The organism is Streptomyces kurssanovii (assembly GCF_040677245.1).
Taxonomy (GTDB): Bacteria; Actinomycetota; Actinomycetes; order Streptomycetales; family Streptomycetaceae; genus Streptomyces; species Streptomyces kurssanovii.
Window position 1 is genome coordinate 126,753 of record NZ_JBFAQK010000009.1, and the last position, 19,490, is coordinate 146,242.

19 protein-coding genes are annotated in these 19,490 nt (G+C 72.0%); 10 read left to right on the top strand and 9 right to left on the bottom strand.

Features of this window, described 5'->3' with window-relative positions; translation table 11 throughout:
* Window positions 1–150 precede the first annotated feature (150 nt).
* The 4 genes from AB0K36_RS10195 to AB0K36_RS10210 form a co-directional block, all read right to left on the bottom strand.
* Window positions 151–2,553, bottom strand: a complete 2,403-nt coding sequence (locus tag AB0K36_RS10195; protein WP_364590986.1) for a Tex family protein — start codon at window positions 2,551–2,553, stop codon at window positions 151–153.
* Window positions 2,554–2,632: 79 nt separating this feature from the next.
* A complete protein-coding gene (locus AB0K36_RS10200) occupies window positions 2,633–2,764 on the bottom strand; it encodes an LPFR motif small protein (RefSeq protein WP_268247290.1) in 132 nt (43 codons plus the stop codon).
* A gap of 91 nt (window positions 2,765–2,855) precedes the next feature.
* On the bottom strand, window positions 2,856–3,719 hold the full coding sequence (locus AB0K36_RS10205; protein ID WP_364590989.1) for an SCO6745 family protein: 864 nt from the start codon (window positions 3,717–3,719) through the stop codon (window positions 2,856–2,858).
* Between the two features lie 173 nt (window positions 3,720–3,892).
* Entirely contained in the window at window positions 3,893–4,852 is a 960-nt protein-coding gene (locus AB0K36_RS10210) for an alpha/beta hydrolase family protein (RefSeq protein WP_364590992.1), read from the bottom strand.
* Between the two features lie 163 nt (window positions 4,853–5,015).
* On the opposite strand from AB0K36_RS10210, the gene AB0K36_RS10215 reads away from it, so the two are divergent.
* The 3 genes from AB0K36_RS10215 to AB0K36_RS10225 all read left to right on the top strand — a co-directional run bounded on the left by AB0K36_RS10215 (window position 5,016) and on the right by AB0K36_RS10225 (window position 7,420).
* Window positions 5,016–5,627 (top strand): TetR/AcrR family transcriptional regulator, encoded by a 612-nt coding sequence (locus AB0K36_RS10215; protein WP_364590994.1) that lies wholly within the window; start codon window positions 5,016–5,018, stop codon window positions 5,625–5,627.
* 114 nt (window positions 5,628–5,741) lie between these two features.
* A complete protein-coding gene (locus AB0K36_RS10220; RefSeq protein WP_364590997.1) occupies window positions 5,742–6,758 on the top strand; it encodes a GlxA family transcriptional regulator in 1,017 nt (338 codons plus the stop codon).
* Window positions 6,759–6,778: 20 nt separating this feature from the next.
* Complete coding sequence (locus AB0K36_RS10225; protein ID WP_364591000.1) at window positions 6,779–7,420, top strand: DJ-1/PfpI family protein; 642 nt, start codon at window positions 6,779–6,781, stop codon at window positions 7,418–7,420.
* A 16-nt stretch (window positions 7,421–7,436) separates the two neighbouring features.
* Here AB0K36_RS10225 and AB0K36_RS10230 read toward each other — a convergent pair whose 3' ends face one another.
* Entirely contained in the window at window positions 7,437–8,207 is a 771-nt protein-coding gene (locus tag AB0K36_RS10230; protein WP_364591002.1) for an enoyl-CoA hydratase/isomerase family protein, read from the bottom strand.
* Window positions 8,208–8,289: 82 nt separating this feature from the next.
* Here AB0K36_RS10230 and AB0K36_RS10235 point away from each other — a divergent pair, with 82 nt between their 5' ends.
* On the top strand, window positions 8,290–8,973 hold the full coding sequence (locus AB0K36_RS10235) for an HdeD family acid-resistance protein (RefSeq protein WP_435877825.1): 684 nt from the start codon (window positions 8,290–8,292) through the stop codon (window positions 8,971–8,973).
* A 133-nt stretch (window positions 8,974–9,106) separates the two neighbouring features.
* On the top strand, window positions 9,107–9,583 hold the full coding sequence (locus AB0K36_RS10240; RefSeq protein ID WP_364591004.1) for an ATP-binding protein: 477 nt from the start codon (window positions 9,107–9,109) through the stop codon (window positions 9,581–9,583).
* 30 nt (window positions 9,584–9,613) lie between these two features.
* Here the strand turns inward: AB0K36_RS10240 and idi are convergent, their stop codons facing one another.
* The 4 genes from idi to galE all read right to left on the bottom strand — a co-directional run bounded on the left by idi (window position 9,614) and on the right by galE (window position 13,927).
* The gene (idi, locus tag AB0K36_RS10245; protein WP_364591007.1) at window positions 9,614–10,207 is read right to left on the bottom strand and encodes an isopentenyl-diphosphate Delta-isomerase; all 594 of its coding nucleotides are present in this window, start codon (window positions 10,205–10,207) and stop codon (window positions 9,614–9,616) included.
* A gap of 157 nt (window positions 10,208–10,364) precedes the next feature.
* A complete protein-coding gene (locus AB0K36_RS10250) occupies window positions 10,365–11,612 on the bottom strand; it encodes a bifunctional class I SAM-dependent methyltransferase/N-acetyltransferase (protein ID WP_364591010.1) in 1,248 nt (415 codons plus the stop codon).
* Between the two features lie 246 nt (window positions 11,613–11,858).
* On the bottom strand, window positions 11,859–12,800 hold the full coding sequence (locus AB0K36_RS10255) for a cation diffusion facilitator family transporter (RefSeq protein WP_364591012.1): 942 nt from the start codon (window positions 12,798–12,800) through the stop codon (window positions 11,859–11,861).
* Between the two features lie 143 nt (window positions 12,801–12,943).
* A complete protein-coding gene (gene galE / locus AB0K36_RS10260) occupies window positions 12,944–13,927 on the bottom strand; it encodes a UDP-glucose 4-epimerase GalE (protein ID WP_364591015.1) in 984 nt (327 codons plus the stop codon).
* 259 nt (window positions 13,928–14,186) lie between these two features.
* Between galE and AB0K36_RS10265 the strand changes: the two genes are divergently transcribed.
* The 5 genes from AB0K36_RS10265 to AB0K36_RS10285 are packed head-to-tail and all read left to right on the top strand — an operon-like array spanning window position 14,187 to window position 19,419.
* A complete protein-coding gene (locus AB0K36_RS10265) occupies window positions 14,187–15,998 on the top strand; it encodes a DUF5941 domain-containing protein (protein ID WP_364591103.1) in 1,812 nt (603 codons plus the stop codon).
* Window positions 15,995–16,732, top strand: coding sequence for a phosphocholine cytidylyltransferase family protein (locus tag AB0K36_RS10270; protein WP_189464941.1), 738 nt, complete (start codon window positions 15,995–15,997; stop codon window positions 16,730–16,732). The genes AB0K36_RS10265 and AB0K36_RS10270 overlap by 4 nt, the downstream gene beginning before the upstream one ends.
* Window positions 16,720–17,781 carry an iron-containing alcohol dehydrogenase family protein gene (locus AB0K36_RS10275; protein ID WP_364591019.1) on the top strand — a complete coding sequence of 354 codons (1,062 nt, stop codon included), beginning with the start codon at window positions 16,720–16,722 and terminating at the stop codon, window positions 17,779–17,781. The genes AB0K36_RS10270 and AB0K36_RS10275 overlap by 13 nt, the downstream gene beginning before the upstream one ends.
* Window positions 17,759–18,538, top strand: coding sequence for a CDP-alcohol phosphatidyltransferase family protein (locus AB0K36_RS10280; protein ID WP_189464947.1), 780 nt, complete (start codon window positions 17,759–17,761; stop codon window positions 18,536–18,538). Before AB0K36_RS10275 ends, AB0K36_RS10280 begins: the two co-directional genes overlap by 23 nt.
* 35 nt (window positions 18,539–18,573) lie before the next feature.
* A complete protein-coding gene (locus AB0K36_RS10285) occupies window positions 18,574–19,419 on the top strand; it encodes a glycosyltransferase family 2 protein (RefSeq protein WP_435877829.1) in 846 nt (281 codons plus the stop codon).
* Window positions 19,420–19,490 lie beyond the last annotated feature (71 nt).

Consider the following 19,490-nt stretch of genomic DNA (forward strand, 5'->3'; position numbering starts at 1 on the left):
ACGCCCCGGCCCGCGCGCCCCGTCCCCGTCCGGGCCGGTCGCCCCGACGATGCCGCCGTCACACGCTCCCGCCGGCCCGGTCGCTCCGGCGCGGCCCGGCGCGGGACGGCCGCTCCCGGGGCCGGGGATGCCCCCGGCCCCGGGCGCACGTCAGCGGCTCTTCGGGTCCACCAGGCCCGCGCGGCGGAGCGCGTCCGCCATCGCGCTGTTCGACGGGGCCGGGGCCTGGCGCGGCGTGCCGGTACCACGGCGGTCACCGCCGTTGCCGCCCCCGCCACCGGCACCACGGCGTTCGCGGGCGGCGCCGCCTCCGCCCTGGCGCTGCTGCGGGGGACGCCCGCCGCGCTCGCGCCGGGGCGCTCCCGCTTCCGTCGGCTGCGCCGACGCCTCGTCGTCCAGCCGCAGCGTCAACGAGATCCGCTTGCGCGGGATGTCGACGTCGAGCACCTTCACCTTCACCACGTCGCCCGACTTGACCACGTCGTGCGGGTCCTTGACGAAGTTCCGGGACATCGCCGACACATGCACCAGACCGTCCTGGTGGACACCGACGTCCACGAAGGCGCCGAACGCGGCGACATTGGTCACCACGCCCTCCAGCACCATCCCCGCGGCCAGGTCGCCGATCTTCTCGACGCCCTCCTTGAAGGTGGCCGTCCGGAACGCCGGACGGGGGTCGCGGCCGGGCTTCTCCAGCTCCCGCAGGATGTCCGTCACGGTCGGCAGGCCGAAGGTCTCGTCCACGAACTCGGCGGGCCGCAGCGACCGCAGCACCGACGTGTTGCCGATGAGGGACGCCACCTCTCCGCCGGTCGTCTTCACCATCCGCCGCACCACCGGGTACGCCTCCGGGTGCACGCTGGAGGCGTCCAGCGGGTCGTCACCGCCGCGGATGCGCAGGAAGCCCGCGCACTGCTCGTACGCCTTCGGGCCGAGCCGCGCCACGTCCTTCAGCGCCTTGCGGGAACGGAAGGGGCCGTTGGAGTCGCGGTGCGCGACGATGTTCTCCGCCAGTCCGGCGCCGATGCCCGACACCCGTGACAGCAGCGGCGCGGACGCCGTGTTGACGTCGACGCCGACGCCGTTCACACAGTCCTCGACCACCGCGTCGAGCGACCGTGACAGTTTCACCTCGGACAGGTCGTGCTGGTACTGGCCGACGCCGATCGACTTCGGGTCGATCTTGACCAGCTCCGCCAGCGGGTCCTGCAGCCGGCGCGCGATGGAGACGGCGCCGCGCAGCGACACGTCCAGACCGGGCAGCTCCTGCGAGGCGAACGCCGACGCGGAGTACACGGAGGCGCCCGCCTCGGACACCATCACCTTGGTCAGGTTCAGCTCCGGGTGCCTGGTGATCAGGTCGCCGGCCAGCTTGTCGGTCTCGCGGGACGCGGTGCCGTTCCCGATCGCCACCAGCTCGACGGCGTGCTCCTTGGCGAGACGGGCCAGCTTCGCGAGCGACTCGTCCCACTTGTTCGCGGGAACGTGCGGATAGATCGTGTCGGTGGCGACCACCTTGCCGGTCGCGTCGACGACGGCGACCTTCACCCCGGTACGGAAGCCGGGGTCGAGACCGAGGGTGGCGCGGGTGCCCGCGGGGGCGGCGAGCAGCAGGTCGCGCAGGTTGGCCGCGAAGACCCGCACCGCCTCGTCCTCGGCGGCCGTACGCAGCCGCAGCCGCATGTCGATGCCGAGGTGCACCAGGATCCGGGTGCGCCAGGCCCAGCGCACGGTGTCGCCGAGCCACTTGTCGCCGGGCCGCCCGCGCTGCGCGACACCGAAGCGGGCCGCGACGATGCCCTCGTAGGACGAGGGCCCGTCGGTCGGCTCCTCCGGTTCCAGGACGAGGTCGAGGACCTCCTCCTTCTCACCGCGGAACATCGCGAGGATCCGGTGGGAAGGCAGCTCGGTGAAGCCTTCGGAGAAGTCGAAGTAGTCGGCGAACTTCGCGCCCGCCTCCTCCTTGCCGTCCCTGACCTTGGCGGCCAGCCGGCCGCGGGTCCACATCCGCTCGCGCAGCTCGCCGATGAGGTCGGCGTCCTCGGAGAAACGCTCCGTCAGGATCGCGCGCGCTCCGTCGAGGGCGGCGGGGGCGTCCGCGACGCCCTTGTCCGCGTCGACGAACGCCGCGGCGGCCGCGAGCGGGTCGACCGACGGGTCGCTCAGCAGGCCCTCGGCCAGTGGCTCGAGCCCCGCCTCACGGGCGATCTGCGCCTTGGTGCGCCGCTTGGGCTTGAAGGGCAGGTAGATGTCCTCCAGCCGCGCCTTGGTGTCGGCGGCCCCGATCCGGGCCTCGAGCTCGTCCGTGAGCTTGCCCTGCTCGCGCACGGACTCCAGGATCGCGGTCCGCCGTTCCTCCAGCTCCCGGAGATAACGCAGCCGTTCCTCGAGCGTGCGCAGCTGCGCGTCGTCGAGCATCTCGGTCGCTTCCTTGCGGTAGCGAGCGATGAACGGCACGGTCGACCCGCCGTCGAGCAGCTCGACGGCCGCCTTCACCTGCCGCTCACGTACGCCGAGCTCCTCGGCGATCCTGCCTTCGATGGACGTCGTCACGGTTTCCCGACTCGCCTTCTCGTGCTCGCTGTGCTTGAGAGTGCATTGTGCCGGGTGGCCGGGGGCCGTGTCGCGTGCCTCAGACGCGCCGTGTCCTGCCGCCGCGTGACGCTCCGCCGAAGAGCCGGGCCAGGAGCCGGAACGGCAGCGTCACCACGGTGGCGATCGCCGAGCCGACCGTACGAAGTGCGTCTGCTATCGCGCTGAGCACAATTGACCTCCAGTGACGGGGGCGTTGGACTACGTCGGGTAGCCGGGATCGCCTCTCCGTAAACGTCCCCGCTCGCCCCCGTCCCGGTGTCTCAGCCCTTGCCCGTGAGGTCCTCGGGGAACGCGCCCGCGAGCGCCGCCGTCGTCAGGAAGCCGCGGCCGAGTTCCGTGAGACGCTCGACGCCCTCCGCGCCCAGGTGCTCGTACGGTGCCCGGTCGAGCCGGTCGGTGTGCTCCTCCAGCTCGGCCCGCAGCGCGGTGCCGGCCTCCGTCAACTCGCCGTCCGCGTCGATCAGCCCACGCTCCCGCAGCCGCGACTGCGCGGCCTCCCAGTCGGTCCGTCCCCAGCCGCGGGTGGCGAGGATCCAGCGCGGCGCCATGCCCTTGCCCGTGGCGGTGTGGCTCACCAGCGCCTCGAGCGGGTCGAGATCGGCCACGAGCAGCGCCGCGAGGTGTCCGTCGCCACGGTGCTCGCGCAGCAGGGTCGCCGCGTGCCAGTACGCCAGGTGCGGCTCGGCCGGGACGGGCAGGTCTGCGTGGGCCGCGTAGAGCGGACGGGCGTGCCGGGTGCACGCTTCGGCCGCGCGCAGCGCGAGAGCCGCCGCCTCCGCCATCTCGGCCGAGGCGACGGCGTCGTCGCCGAGCAGCCGCCGCAGAGTGGTGTCAACGGCACGCAGCCGGGCCGCGAGCACCGCCTCGGGCGAGGCGGTGTCCCACACGGCCGGCAGATGCTTGGCGATCAGCTCGTGGTTGAAGTTGTAGAACGCGGCGGCCACGGCACCCGGTCCGACCGCGCCCATCGCGGCGCCGCGTCCCGCGAAGTAGGCCGCTCTGGGGTCCTCGACACCGATCCGTGCCATCTCGGCGGTGAAGTCGGGGGAGAAGTAGACCGTCGAGTGCAGCGGGTTGACGGCGTTGTGGCAGCGGCGTCCCGCGCGCGGATGCAGAGAAGTCATGGCCGCACGTTACCGACTGGTCGGTACGGAGGGAAGTCGGCGGGAACGGGAGAGAGGAAGGGGGGCCGCACCGTACCGCGAACCAGTACGGAGGGAGGCCGGCGGTAGGCGGGGAGAAGGACGGTCAGGCCGCACGGTGGCGTTGACCGGCGCGGAGGCGGCGTCTCTTGGGACTACTTGGATTCGACCCGCCCGAACGGGTCGGGGTCGGCGGCCAGCGCGTCTCGCGCCGCCTGCCAGGAGGAGTCCCCGGGGTAGAGCTCGCTGCGCAGGTAGGCCCAGGTGAGCCCGGCGACGGCGGCGACCCGCTCGGGGTTCTCGTCCGTGGTCTCGGCGACGTCGTATCCGGAGACTCCGCCGAGCCCGTGTTGCGCGCCGAACAGGGTGAGCAGGGACTTGGGGCCAGGGGAGAGTGCGTAGGGGTCGGCGTGCCAGTCCGGTCCTCGGACCGTCAGGAAGGCGGAGTCGTCCTTGTCGCCCGCGACCACGAGCGCCGGCGTCGTCATCTCGGAGAAGTCCGTGGTCAGGAAGAACGGGTAGTTCTCGACCGTGAACCCGGTGAGGGCGTCACCGCCCCTGCCGGGCGCGGCAAGCAGCACACCCGCCGTGATCCGGGGCTCGGCCAGGTCCACTGTCGTTCCGTCGTGCGGATCGGTGAGCCGTGCCCCCAGGAGCAGGCTCGCGGTGTGCCCGCCCATCGAGTGCCCGGCCACGGCGACCCGGCTCCGGTCGAGGCGCCCGAGGAGCTGCGGGACGGCGGCTTCGACCACGTCGAGCTGGTCCAGGATGCGCTTCATGTCCTCGGCCCGTGAGCGCCAGTGCGGAGGTGCCCCGGGGGTGTCGGGAAGCGAGCTCAGCGTCCTGGAGTCCAGATGCGTCGGCTGGATCACGACGAACCCGTGCGCTGCCCAGAAGTTCGCGAGGGGGGCGTAGCCGTTCAGTGAGGAGAGGTTGTTCGAGAAGCCGAGACCGTGCGAGAGGAGGACGACCGGCAGCTCGCTCCCGGTCACCGGGGCGGAGACCCGCACCTCCAGGTCCACGGCACGGCCCGGAGCCGGCAGTACCACCGGGCTGACCGAGAGCACGGGCGTCGGAGAACTCAAGGTGTCGGTCGTGCGAGCAGGTTCACTCATGACGCAGATGTCCCTTCGATGGCCTCTGCCGCCGCCCTCGATCAGCCAGGCGGGCGAGGCGGTCCGGAGCGCCCGGCTTCGGCTATCCTGAAGCGGAGCGCTGTTCCGTTTAATATACGGAGCACTGTTCCGCTTCGTCAACGGTCAAGGGAAGGAGAGCGTCGTGCCCACTGCGGACCGGTCCGGAGGAGAGCAGACCCGGGGAAAGCGGGCCGACGCCCTGCGCAACCAGCAGACAGTGCTCGCCGCCGCCGCCGAGGAGTTCGTCACCTCCGGCGTCGATGCGCCCATCCGCCGGATCGCGGCCCGGGCGGGCGTCGGGATGGCCACGATCTACCGTCACTTCCCGACCCGGGCGGACCTCGTGACGGCCGTCTACCGCCACCAGATCGAGGCATGCGCCGAGGCCGGCCCCAAGCTGCTGGCCGACACCGATTCCCCTTTCGACGCACTGCGCCGGTGGATCGACCTCTTCGTCGATTTCCTCGTCACCAAGCACGGGCTGGCCGACGCCCTGCAGTCCGACAGCGAACGCTTCGCCGCGCTGCACACCCACTTCCTCGACCGCCTGATGCCTGTCTGCGCCCAACTGCTCGACGCCGCGGTCGAAGCCGGCGAGGTCAGACCCGGGGTGCGGCCCTACGAACTGATGCGCGGCATCGGGAACCTCTGCATCGGACGGGACAGCGACCCCCGTTACGACCCCCGCCGGTTGATCGAACTGCTCCTCCGGGGGCTGCGCCCATCGCAGTCACCCGGCGTCGAGGCGGGGTAGACCAGAGCGATTCGGCGTGGCTCATGCGCCAGGGTGCGGGGACCGGCCCGTCGGCGGTGATGGCAGGAAAGGTGGGCTTCTCGTCATTGCGGACGCGGCCCCGCCGCGAGAAGGATGGGGCTCGTGACGGAGCCGACAGCAGAACCGGTGGAGCGGCCGACGACGGGGCGGACACTGCTCGTCGTCCTCTTCGACGACGTGCAGAGCCTCGATGTGACGGGACCGGTCGAGGTGTTCGAGGGAGCCCGCCGGGCCTGTGGCGACCGGTCCGCGTACCGGATCCGTACCGCCTCGCTCGACGGCTCGCCGGTCCGGACCTCCAGCGGTCTCACGCTGGTCCCTGACGGGGACCTCGCCGGTGAACCCGCGCCGCACACGCTTCTCGTCCCCGGCGGCGAGGGCACCCGCCGCCCTGATCCGCGCCTGATCGACTGGCTCCGCGACCGGGCGCCGCATGCCGCGCGCCTGGTGTCCGTCTGCACCGGCGCGCTGCTCCTGGCGGAGGCCGGGCTGCTCGACGGGCGGCGCGCCACCACCCACTGGGCCGCATGCGACCACCTCGCCGGCGCCTATCCGGAGGTCGCGGTCGAGCCCGACCCGATCTTCGTCCGGGACGGCAGACTCTCCACCTCCGCGGGCGTCACTGCGGGCATCGACCTGGCGCTGGCACTCGTGGAAGAGGACCTCGGCCGGGACGTCGCCCTCACCGTGGCCCGCCATCTGGTCGTCTTCCTGCGGCGTCCCGGCAACCAGTCGCAGTTCAGCGCCCAGCTCGCGGCCCAGACCGCGCGCCGCGAACCGCTGCGCTCCGTGCAGCACTGGGTCACCCAGCACCCCGAGGCCGACCTCTGCGTCGAGTCGCTCGCGGACCGTGCGGGCCTGTCGCCCCGGCACTTCGCCCGCGCCTTCCAGGCCGAGACGGGCACGACACCCGGCCGCTACGTGGAACGGGTGCGCCTCGAGCACGCCAGAAGGCTCCTGGAGGACACCGCCGACGGAGTCACGAAGATCTCCCGCGCCTGCGGATACGGCACCCCGGAGGCGATGCGGAGGGCCTTCGTCAAGGCCCTCGGCGTGGCCCCGGCGGAGTACCGCCGCCGCTTCCGCGGACCCGTACGATCCGCCCGCTGAACCCTACGAAGGGAACGCCCGTGCCCACGCAGATCGCCGTCCTGCTCTTCGACCGTTTCACGTCACTGGACGCCGTCGGCCCCTACGAAATGCTCTGCCGCCTCCCTGACGCCGACGTCGTCTTCGTCGCCGAACGGAAGGGTCCCGTGGCGAACGACCGTGACCAGCTCTCGCTTGTTGCCACCAGTACCTTCGACGAGGTGACGGCGCCGGACATCGTCCTCGTCCCCGGCGGCCCCGGCCAGGACGCCCAGATGGGGAACGAGACCCTGCTGGACTGGCTGCGCGCGGTGGACGCCACCAGCACCTGGACCACGTCGGTGTGCACGGGCTCGCTGCTGCTCGCCGCGGCCGGACTGCTGAAGGGCCGTGAGGCGACCTCCCACTGGCTCGCCCTGGACCAGCTGGAGCGGCTGGGCGCCAGGCCGACCGGCCGCCGGGTCGTGACGGACGGCAAGTACGTCACGGCCGCCGGCGTCTCCTCCGGCATCGACATGGGCCTCACCCTGGTCGGCAGGCTGGCCGGTGACGAGCATGCCCGAGCCGTGCAGCTGCTGACCGAGTACGACCCGCAGCCGCCCTACGACGCCGGCTCGCCGCTGAAGGCCCCCGCGCACCTGGTGGAGGAGTTCCGCGCCAAGAGCCGCTTCGTCCTCCGATAGGCAGGTGCGGCCGGCGTCAGCCGGCTCCCGGCGCCCACGAGAAGCGCGGCGCACGCCGCTCGAGGAAGGCGGCGACGCCCTCCGCGGTGTCGCCGCTGCCGCGCGCCTGCTCCGCCCAGTACGCGTCCCGGTCGGTACGGCCGGCGGCGAACTCCTTCGCCGCGCACTGCGTGAGCTGCGAGCGCGACACCAGGATCCTGGTGAAGTCGGCCGCCCGCCGGCCCAGTTCGTCCCCCGGCAGCACCTCGTCGACGAGCCCGGTCCGCAGCGCCCGCTCCGTGCCGATCAACTCACCGGAGAACAGGAGGTACTTGGCCGCGGCCGGACCCACCAGCGCGGCGAGCCGGCGGGTCGAACCAGCCGGGTAGACGATGCCCAGCTTGGCCGGAGTGACCCCGAACAGCGTGTCGCGCTCGGCGAAGCGCAGGTCGCAGGCTGCGGCGAGCTGACAGCCGCCGCCCACGCAGTAGCCGCGTACGACGGCGAGCGTCGGCTTGGGGAACGCGGCGAGAGCCTCCTCGGCTCGCACCGCCAGTGCCTGCGGGTCCTCGCCGGGCAGCCGCAGCGACGAGATGTCCGCCCCCGCGCAGAACGTCTCGCCTTCGCCGGTCAGCATCAGCGCCCGTACGGCCGGGTCCATCGCGAGTTCCCCGAGCAGCTCCGGCACGGCCCGCCACATGTCCGCGGTCATGGCGTTGCGCTTGGCGGGATTGCTGATCACGACGGTGGCGACTCCGTCCGTGACGGTGTGCCTGAGCCGGGGCGGACGCGCGTGCGAGGACTCCATGCGCCGGATGCTATCCGGCAGGCCCGAACCTATGATCAAGAAGGGGTGCCGCTGACACGGGGGTTCGCCGAGGAGGCGTTTGATGGTTGGTACCGCGTACGACGACATGGACCACCGCCGCCGGGAGAAGAGCCTTCGCCGCGGCTTCGGGAGACTGGCCGCGCTCGGCGCGATCCTGGCCGCGGGCGGTCTGGTCGGCCTGGTCTACACCGGCGTCGCGACCCTCACCTCGATGCTCCTCTTCGGCTGGCTGCTGCTGATCTGCGGGATCGTCGGCCTGCTCCACGCGGTCGAGTCGCGCGGCAGCAACTTCTTCTGGCTGGCCGTCGTGGTCGCCGCGCTGAACATCGCGGCCGGCGCGATCGTCATCCGCCACCCGGAGACCGCGGCGGCGGGCCTCACCATGTTCGCCGCCCTGCTGTTCCTTACCGGCGGACTCTTCCGGCTGGTGGGCAGCATGGTGGTCCGCGGACCGCAGTTCGGCTGGACCCTCGTGCAGGGGGCCTTCGGGCTGCTGCTGGGTGTGCTGGTGCTGGCCGATTGGCCGGAGAGCAGCCGTTACGTCCTCGGCACCTTCTTCTCGCTGGCGCTGCTCTTCGACGGTCTGGGCCTGATCGCGATGGGGGTCGGCGGCCGGCGGGTCGTCAGCATGGTCACGGAGCAGGGGCAGGGGCCGCGGGAGAGCCGGGAAAACGCTGATAAGAGTGCTGAAACGATCGATCCGGGGAAGCGGGCAGAAGACGGTTCCGACCAGTCACACAACTGACGCTGTCATACGCACCCGGTCAAAACGCGTCGATCGGCGTTCACTTCCGTTCAGCGGTACGGCACGGACCAACTGACTACCAACACTTGTTACCCGAAGGTCAGTGGGACGAGCCGAAGGTGGGTGCCGGACTATGGAGAGCCGCGGGAGCGTGCCGGCCCGGCCGCTGTCGTACGAGGGCGTCTGGCGGTTCACCGCTCCCGCACTCGACGTGTCCGTCCCGCAGGCCCGGCACGCCGTGCGGGACCTGCTCGCCCGTCAGGGCGTCCCGGTCGCCGACGACGTGGTGCAGGGCCTGCTGCTGATCGTGTCGGAGCTGGTCACCAACACCGTGCGGCACGCCGCTCTGCTCTCGCCCGAGGTCGCCGTCGAGGTCGCCATCGGCACGCACTGGGTGCGGGTCTCGGTCGAGGACAACCACCCCTACCGCCCCAAGGCTCTCGAGACCGACGCCGCGCAGACGGGCGGCAGAGGTCTCCTCCTGGTCCGCGAGATCACCCGGGAGGCCGGCGGCATCTGCGACGTCGAGCACACCGCGAGCGGCGGAAAGATCATCTGGGCGGAGCTGCCGCTGGTGCCCGCGTTCCAGGACGGCGCGGCGCCCGTATGAGGCGCCGCGCCGTGGAGCGGGCGACGACTCTCACCAGCCTCCGGCCGGCCCCGTCAGCTCCCTGACCGCGGGCCTGGCCGCGTCCAGCACCGTCATGAACCAGGCGGAGAACGTCGCCCGGCCGTGCAGCTCGGTCAGCTCGTCCGGCGTGACGAAAGCCGTCTCGCTGATCTCCCCCGGATCCGGCAGCACCGGCTTCTGCACCATCCCGACGAAGAGGTGGTTGTACTCCTGCTCGACCAGCCCGGACTCCGGGTCCGGGTGGTTGTAGCGGACCGTGCCGGCCTCGGCGAGCAGCGAGGGGGAGACCCCCAGCTCCTCGTAGGTGCGCCGGGCGGCCGCCGCGAACGGCGCCTCACCCGGGTACGGGTGGCCGCAGCAGGTGTTCGACCAGACACCGGGGGAGTGGTACTTGCCCAGCGCGCGGCGCTGCAGCAGCAGCCGCCCCTGCTCGTCGAAGAGGAACACCGAGAACGCGCGGTGCAGCTGACCGGGCGCCTGGTGGGCGGAGAGCTTCTCCGCCGTGCCGATGGTGTTGCCCTCCTCGTCGACCAGCTCGAGCAGGATCGCTGGTGATGTGCCGTTCGACGAACTGGTCGCCGCGGTGGCTGGTGTGATCGGCATAACCGTCCTTCGCATCGGTTCTCGGCCCTGCGGTCCTTCCGGAGGAAGGCCCCTGGGCCCCGCTCAGTCTGCCGTACAAAAGCGGCTTGTCCGTACTTCGGTGGCCTCCTGGCATGTCCGCCCCGACCCTGCCGGCAGGGTCGGGGCGGACAGCCGGTCAGACGCCGAACGCCGCCGGGTAGCGGACCATGCCCTTCGGCACGTCCTCGCAGCCGTCGAGCGCCAGCACCATCAGGGCCTCCTCCGGTACCTCGAAAGATGTCCTGATCCCGTGCTTCGCCGCGACCTCGAAGCCGAACCTCGGGTAGTACCCGGGATGTCCGAGGACGACGACCGGTCCTTCACCGCGTGACCTCGCCGCGTCGAGCACCGCCCGTACGACCGCCGTTCCCGCCCCCTGCCGCTGGTGGCGGGGCGCGGTCGCGACCGGCGCCAGGGCCAGCGCGGGTGTGCCGCCGATCCGGCAACGGGTGAGCAGCGCGTACGCGGCGACCGACCCGTCCTCGGCCTCCGCCACGTACGACAGCCCCGGCAGCCACGCCTCGGCGTCCAGGCGGAGCGAGTCCACGAGGGCCGCCTCCTCGGGGGTGGCGAACGCGGCGGCGTTGACCGCGCGTACGGCCGGGATGTCCGCCGCCGTCTCCGGCCGGGTACGCCAGCGGGGATCGACGGGGCGGAGCACGTAGCCGGTGTAGCCGAACTCCGCGCCGTGGTTCCTGCGCATGGCGATCTCCGCGCGGGTGGCGGCCAGCGCCTCCGGCATCCCCGGGGCACCGGGATCCGCGGCGTCGGCCCGCTCACCCAGGGGGCCGTAGTACTCGTCCCAGTCGCTTTCGGGCTGCCGGTACAGCCCGAGCACGGTGTAGCCGGCCGCGACGGCCGCCGAGCAGTTGTCGGCCGTACCGCGCAACACGTAGTGCGCGTCCCAGAAGGCGCGGGCCTCCGGGGAGGGGGCGGCCGACGTCCACTCGCACTCGGTCATGACCAGGCTGCCGCCGGGGGAGAGCAGCCGCCGCCACTTCTCGAGCGCCGTGTCGAAGCCGATGCTGTAGGCGGAGCTCTCCGCCCAGACGAGGTCGAACGACCCGTCGGGGAAGGGGAGTGCGCCCATGTCGGCGTTGACGGTGACGATCGTGTCATCGAGGCCGCGCGCCACGGCGGTGTGCCGCAGTTCGTCCAGGAACGGCTGGTGCAGATCGACCGCCGTCACCAGTGCGCCGGCCCGCTCCGCCAGGAGCAGGGCCGAGCGGCCCGGACCGCAGCCGAGGTCGAGCACGCGCGGCCGCGCGGGCAGGGGGCCCGCCGCCGCGAGCAGCCTCAGAGAGGTGTCGTCGGAGCCGGGACCCTGCCGCGGAAGACCGTGGTGCAGGGCGAAGAAAGCGTCGTGCAAAGCGTTGTCGGACAACGTGGAAACCCTTGTTCACGGGGCTCCGGCCGACGTGCGCGATCGGACCGGCGGATACCGGACGGGATCGGATCAGGGTCGGACGGAAGCCCGGAGGATGAGGAAGGACCGGGCGCGCGCGGGGCTGGGGGTACCACCACGCCGCCAGGCGTAGGGGGACTCCGCTACGACGGTCATCAACCTCAGCTCCTTTCAAGGGTCGTGGGACGCCTGCGTCCGCGGAAACCCTAGCAGGGGCGGTCCCGCTCAGTGGCAGAGTCTCGCCTCGTGCTCGGCGTGCCCGACCGGCTCCAGCTGGAAGGTGCAGTGCTCGACGTCGAAGTGCTCACCGAGGCAGCCCTGGAGGTCGTGCAGCATCTTCTCGTGACCCACCGAGTCCAGCGCGTCCTGGCTCACGACCACGTGCGCGGAGAGCACCGGCATCCCGGAGGTGATCGTCCAGGCGTGCAGGTCGTGCACGTCCGCCACCCCGGGCAGGGCCAGCATGTGCGCGCGTACCTCCTCCATGTCGACACCCTTGGGGGCCGACTCCAGCAGCACGTTCAGCGTCTCCCGCAGCAGCCGCAGGGTGCGCGGCACGATCATCACGCCGATGGCCAGGGAGGCGATCGGGTCGGCGTACTGCCAGCCGGTCGCGAGGATGATTCCCGCGGAGACCAGGACCGTCACCGAGCCGAGCGCGTCCGCCATCACCTCGAGGTAGGCGCCGCGGACGTTGATGCTCTCCTTCTGGCCCCGCATCAGCAGCGTCAGCGAGACCATGTTCGCCGCCAGGCCGACGACCGCGAAGACGACGGTCAGGCCGCCCCGGGTCTCCGCCGGTTCGATGAACCGCTGCACCGCCTCCACGAGCAGGAAGCCGCCGACGCCGAGCAGCAGCAGACAGTTGGCGAGCGCCGCGAGGATCTCGGCACGGGCGAACCCGAACGTGCGGTTCACCCCGGCCGGCCGGTTGGCGAAGTGGATCGCGAGCAGGGCCATCCCGAGGCCCACCGCGTCCGTCGCCATGTGGGCCGCGTCGGCGAGCAGGGCCAGCGAGCCCGACAGCAGCCCGCCGGCGATCTCCAGCACCATCACGCCGAGCGTGATGGCGAGGGCGATCCGCAGCCGGCTCCGGTGGGCGGCGGCCGCGGTGCCCGTGGGCGGAGGCCCGCCGTGAGTGTGCCCGTGGTCGTGCCCTGCCCCCATGTCGATGCCCTTCGCTCTGGTACGCGTCGCTCGGCCGTGGCCCAGTCAACTACGGGAGGGGGGTATCGGGCAACACGGCACTGAACACCGTTGTCATATGCTCTGACCTGCGGAAATGCTTGCAGGTCAGAGCGCCGGGGAGATCAGTGCGGGGTCATCTCGGGGTGTCTGGCCAGCCAGCCGGCCCACGCGGACGCGACCATGTCGCGCACCCCGTGCGAGGCGGACCAGCCGAGCTCCTTGCCGATCAGCTCGACGGACGCGACCGCCGTCGCCGGGTCCCCGGGCCGGCGCGGCTCCACCACCGGATCGATACGGCGGCCGGTGACCTCGCCCACCAGAGAGGCGAGCTCCCGGACCGAGACGCCGACCCCGCGGCCGATGTTGACGGTGAGATCTCCGCCGCCGTCCCGTCCGGCCAGCCGCCGTGCCACCGCGAGGTGCGCGTCGGCCAGATCGGCGACGTGGATGTAGTCGCGGACGCAGGTCCCGTCCGGGGTCGGATAATCCGCGCCGAAGATCCGCGGGGGTTCCTGGCGGGTGATCCGGTCGAAGAACATCGGGATGATGTTGAACACGCCGACGTCCGCCAGCTCGGGGGCGGCCGCACCCGCGACGTTGAAGTAACGCAGGCACGCGGTCGACAGCCCGTGGGCGCGGCCGGCCGCCCGCACCAGCCACTCACCCGTGAGCTTTGTCTCCCCGTACGGGTTGATCGGCCTGCACGCCGCCGACTCGGCGACGAGTCCGGTGTCGGGCACCCCGTACACGGCGGCGGAGGAGGAGAAGAGGAAGCGCCGCACACCGGCCGCCACCACCGCCTCCAGCAGCACCGTCAGCCCGTACACGTTCTCCCGGTAGTACCTGAGCGGCTGCTCCACGGACTCGCCGACCTGCTTCTTCGCGGCGAGGTGCACCACACCCGTGACCGCGTGCTCGGCGAGTGTGCGCTCCACCACGTCCCGGTCGAGCACCGACCCGCGGACGAGCGGCACACCGGCCGGCAGCCGCTCGGGGAATCCGGAGGACAGGTCGTCGAGCACGACGACCCGTTCGCCGGCCGCCGTCATGGCGTGCACGACATGCGCCCCGATGTACCCCGCTCCACCTGTGATCAGCCACGTCATGACGGTCACCCTATGGTGTGGCAGGCCGCGCCCCGGCCGGTCCCGGCCTTCCCCGCCGGGCTCCCGGGCGCTCTCCAGGGCCGCGGTTTGGAGGGCGGGGCAGGGATCGACAATGATGATCCCGGCGGGCCGCCAGGGCGTAAACGGCCGGTGAACTCCCGCTTCCGTACATCCGATAGCCTCTGCCGACGTGCCGCCGCCCGTGTGCCGGGCCGAGCCGCCGTGGACCAGCACCGTCAGCGCCAAGGAGTGAGTTCGTCTGTCGACCGCCATCCTCACCGGTCCGCCGGTACCCGGGTCGTCGCTCGAGGGCGATCTGCGGTCGCTGGGCTTCGACGTGCGGGTCGCCAACGGCCCTGAGCACACCGCCGCCCTGATCGAGGCCGTGCCCGGTACCGAGAGGGTCGCCGTGGTCGACCCGCGCTTCGTGGGTCATGTGCACGCCCTGCGGCTGGCGCTGACCGACCCGCGCTTCCCGACCGCCGCCGTCACCGGCGCGCTCACCGCCCAGCCGGCCGGACGCGCCGCGCTGACCGGCGCCGTGCTCGCCGTCTCCGCCACCGTGCCGGCCGGCGCGGGGGCCGTCGCCGGCGACGGCGTCGTCGACGGTGTGACCGCCGAGCTCGAGGCCCGGGGTGTGTCCGTCCATCACCCCGAGCTCGGTTCGCTGGTCGCCGCCGTGCCCTCCGACGCGGAGGAACGGCACCGGACGCGCGCCGCCGTCGAAGAGGTCGACGACGAGGCGGTGCGCCTGCGCTCCGCCGTGAAGGCGCGTGACGGATTCTTCACCACCTTCTGCATCAGCCCCTACTCCCGCTACCTCGCGCGCTGGTGCGCCCGCCGGGGACTGACGCCGAACCAGGTGACCACCGCGTCGCTGCTCACCGCGCTCGTCGCGGCCGGCTGCGCGGCCACCGGCACCCGCGCCGGCTACATCGCCGCGGGTCTGCTGCTGCTCTTCTCCTTCGTCCTGGACTGCACCGACGGGCAGCTCGCCCGCTACTCCCTGCAGTACTCGACGCTCGGCGCCTGGCTCGACGCGACCTTCGACCGGGCCAAGGAGTACGCCTACTACGCGGGGCTCGCCCTCGGCGCCGCCCGCGGCGGCGACGACGTATGGGCGCTCGCGCTCGGCGCGATGGTGCTCCAGACCTGCCGGCACGTCGTCGACTTCTCCTTCAACGAGGCGAACCACGACGCGACGGCCAACACGAGTCCCACGGCCGCCCTGTCCAGCAAGCTCGACAGCGTCGGCTGGACGGTCTGGCTGCGCCGGATGATAGTTCTGCCGATCGGCGAACGCTGGGCGATGATCGCCGTGCTCACCGCCGTGGCCACCCCGCGCATCGTCTTCTACGCCCTGCTCGTGGGCTGCGCCCTCGCCGCCTGCTACACCACCGCCGGCCGGGTGCTCCGTTCGCTGACCCGCAAGGCGCACCGCACGGACCGTGCGGCCCAGGCGCTCGCCGACCTCGCCGACTCCGGGCCGGCGGCAGAGGCCGTCGCCCGTGCCACCTCCCGCGCGGCACGGAAGCTGCCGGGCATCGCGCCGCTCGCGTCGGCCGCCGTGGGCGCCGCCGCGCTGTCGGCGACCGCCGCGTTCACCGGCTTCGGCAGCGTCTGGACGCTGGTCGCCGCCCTTGTGTACGCCGCCACCTCGGGGCTCGCCGTCGCCCGGCCCCTCAAGGGCGCCCTCGACTGGCTCGTCCCCCCTGTCTTCCGGGCCGCCGAGTACGGCACGATCCTGCTCATCGCCGCCCACGCCGAGGTGAACGGGGCCTTGCCCGCCGCTTTCGGGCTGGTAGCGGCTGTCGCCTACCATCACTACGACACGGTGTACCGCATCCGCGGTGGCACGGGCGCGCCGCCGCACTGGCTGGTCCGGGCGATCGGCGGGCACGAGGGGCGGGTCCTGGCAGTCGCTGTGCTCGCCTTCCTGCTGCCCGCGGACATCACCGTCGCGCTGACGGTCCTCGCTGTGGCCGTGGCGGTCCTGGTGCTGGTCGAGAGCATCCGCTTCTGGGTGTCCTCGCAGGCACCCGCAGTACATGACGAAGGAGAACCCGCATGATCGGCCTCGTACTGGCAGCCGGTGCCGGACGGCGTCTTCGCCCCTACACCGACACGCTTCCGAAGGCCCTCGTGCCGGTGGACGGGGAGACCACGGTCCTCGACCTGACGCTGGGCAACTTCGCGGAGATCGGGCTCACGGAGGCCGCGATCGTCGTCGGCTACCGCAAGGAGGCCGTGTACGACCGCAAGGCGGCGCTCGAGGCGAAGTACGGCGTGAAGCTCACCCTCGTCGACAACGACAAGGCGGAGGAGTGGAACAACGCCTACTCCCTGTGGTGCGCCCGTGACGTCCTCGCCGAGGGCGTGATCCTCGCCAACGGCGACACCGTGCACCCCGTCTCCGTCGAGAAGACCCTGCTCGCCGCCCGTGGCGACGGTCAGAAGATCATCCTCGCCCTCGACACGGTGAAGCAGCTCGCCGACGAGGAGATGAAGGTCATCACCGAGGGCGCCAAGGGCGTCCGGCGGATCACCAAGCTCATGGACCCGGCCACCGCCACCGGCGAGTACATCGGCGTCACGCTCATCGAGCCGGAGGCCGCCGCGGACCTCGCTGACGCGCTCAAGACGACGTTCGAGCGGGACCCCGACCTGTACTACGAGGACGGCTACCAGGAGCTCGTGAACCGCGGCTTCACCATCGACGTGGCTCCCATCGGCGACGTCAAGTGGGTCGAGATCGACAACCACGACGACCTCGCGAAGGGCCGTGGGATCGCGTGCCAGTACTGACCCGGCTCATCCCGTCCCCGGTCGTCGTCGACATCAATCGCGGCGCGCTGGACGACCTGGCCGGTCTCCTCGCCGACCAGCGGATCTCCGCGTCCGGCCGGCTCGCCTTCGCGATCAGCGACGGCTCCGGCCAGAAGCTGCGCGAGAGGCTCGCCCCGGCGCTGCCCGGCGCGGACTGGTACGACGTCCGTGGCGGCACCATCGACGCCGCGGTGAAGCTCGCCGACGACATCCGGGGCAAGCGGTACGACGCGGTCGTCGGCCTCGGCGGCGGCAAGATCATCGACGTGGCGAAGTACGCCGCGGCGCGGGTCGGCCTGCCGCTCGTCGCCGTCGCGACCAACCTCTCGCACGACGGCCTGTGCTCGCCCGTCTCCACGCTCGACAACGACAACGGCCGCGGCTCCTACGGCGTCCCGACGCCCATCGCCATGGTCATCGACCTCGACGTGATCCGCGAGGCGCCCGTCCGCTTCGTCCGCTCCGGCATCGGCGACGCGATCTCCAACATCTCCGCGATCGCCGACTGGGAGCTCTCGCACCGTCTCACCGGCGAGAAGATCGACGGCCTGGCCGCCGCCATGGGCCGCACCGCGGGCGAGTCCGTGCTGCGCCACCCCGGCGGCGTCGGCGACGACGAGTTCCTCACCGTCCTCGCCGAGGCCCTGGTGCTGTCCGGGATCGCCATGTCGATCAGCGGCGACTCCCGGCCCTCCTCCGGCGCCTGCCACGAGATCAGCCACGCCTTCGACCTGCTCTACCCCAAGCGCGCCGCCAGCCACGGCGAGCAGTGCGGACTGGGCGCGGCCTTCGCCATGCACCTGCGCGGTGCGAGCGAGCAGGCGGGCCTGTTCTCCGAGGTGCTGCGCCGGCACGGCCTGCCCGTGCTCCCGCAGGAGATCGGCTTCTCCGCGGACGAGTTCGTGCGCGCCGTGGAGTACGCGCCGCAGACCCGCCCCGGCCGCTTCACCATCCTCGAGCACCTCGACCTCAACCACGACCAGATCAGGGACGCGTACGCCGACTATGCCAAGACCATCAGTAGCTGAACTCCGCCCGGTCGTTCACCCCGCGGGTGTGAAGGACCGGCGCAGCGGTGAGCACTGGGGCGGCCGCCTCTACATGCGAGAGATCTCCCTGCGCATCACCCGCCTCCTCGTCACCACCAAGGTCACGCCCAACCAGCTGACCTACGTGATGACCCTCGCCGGTGTCCTCGCCGCTCCCGCCCTGCTCGTGCCGGGCATATGGGGGGCCGTACTCGGCGTCGTGGCGGTCCAGCTCTATCTGCTGCTCGACTGCGTCGACGGCGAGGTGGCCCGCTGGAAGAAGCAGTTCTCGCTGTCCGGCGTGTACCTGGACCGCGTCGGCGCCTACCTGTGCGACGCGGCGGTCCTGGTCGGTTTCGGCCTGCGCGCCGCGGACCTGTGGGGCAGCGGCCGGACCGACTGGCTGTGGGCCTTCCTGGGGACCCTCGCCGCACTCGGCGCGATCCTGATCAAGGCCGAGACCGACCTGGTCGGTGTCGCCCGTCACCAGGGCGGACTGCCGCCGGTCAAGGAGGCGGCCGCCGAGCCGCGCTCCTCCGGCATGGCGCTCGCCCGCCGGGCCGCCGCCGCGCTGAAGTTCCACCGGCTGGTCCTCGGCATCGAGGCGTCCCTGCTCATCCTGGTGCTGGCCGTCCTCGACGAGGCCCGGGGCGACCTGTTCTTCTCCCGCCTCGGCGTCGCCGTGCTGGCCGGGATCGCGCTGCTCCAGACGCTGCTCCACCTCGTGTCCGTCCTCGCTTCGAGCAGGCTGAAGTGACCGCCCCGCTGAAGCTCGGCGCCGTCGTCATCACGATGGGGACCCGGCCCGACGAGCTGCGCGCCCTCCTCGACTCGGTCGCCAAGCAGGACGGCGACCCGATCGAGGTGGTCGTGGTCGGCAACGGTGCTCCCGTGGTGGACGTGCCCGAGGGGGTGCGCACGATCGACCTGCCGGAGAACCTCGGGATCCCCGGCGGCCGCAACGTCGGCATCGAGGCCTTCGGACCCGGCGGCTCCGACGTCGACGTCCTGCTCTTCCTGGACGACGACGGACTGCTCCCCGAGGCGGGCACCGCCCAGCTGGTCCGGGAGGCCTTCGACGCGGACCCGGGACTGGGCATCGTCAGCTTCCGCATCGCCGATCCCGAGACCGGGCTCACCCAGCGCCGCCACGTCCCGAGGCTGCGCGCCTCCGACCCCATGCGCTCCTCGCGGGTCACCACCTTCCTCGGCGGTGCCAACGCCGTGCGCACGAAGGTGCTGGCCGAGGTCGGCGGGCTGCCCGACGAGTTCTTCTACGCCCACGAGGAGACGGATCTCGCCTGGCGCGCTCTGGACGCCGGCTGGTCCATCGAGTACCGCGCGGACATGGTGCTCCTCCACCCGACCATGCCCCCCTCCCGGCACGCGGTCTACCACCGGATGGTGGCCCGCAACCGGGTGTGGGTGGCGCGGCGGAACCTGCCCCTGCCCCTGGTGCCCGTCTACGTGGGGGTGTGGGTGCTCCTCACCCTCCTGCGGCGCCCGACGCTGCCGGCGCTCAAGGCGTGGTTCGGCGGTTTCCGGGAGGGATGGCGCACCCCCTGCGGACCGCGCCGCCCGATGAAGTGGCGTACGGTGTGGCGTCTCACCAGGCTGGGCCGACCTCCTGTCATCTGACAAGCTCGGTTCTGAGAGCATCGGGGCGACGAGCCGTCCAGGCCGCGCCCCGAACTGCCGCGCATCTTGAA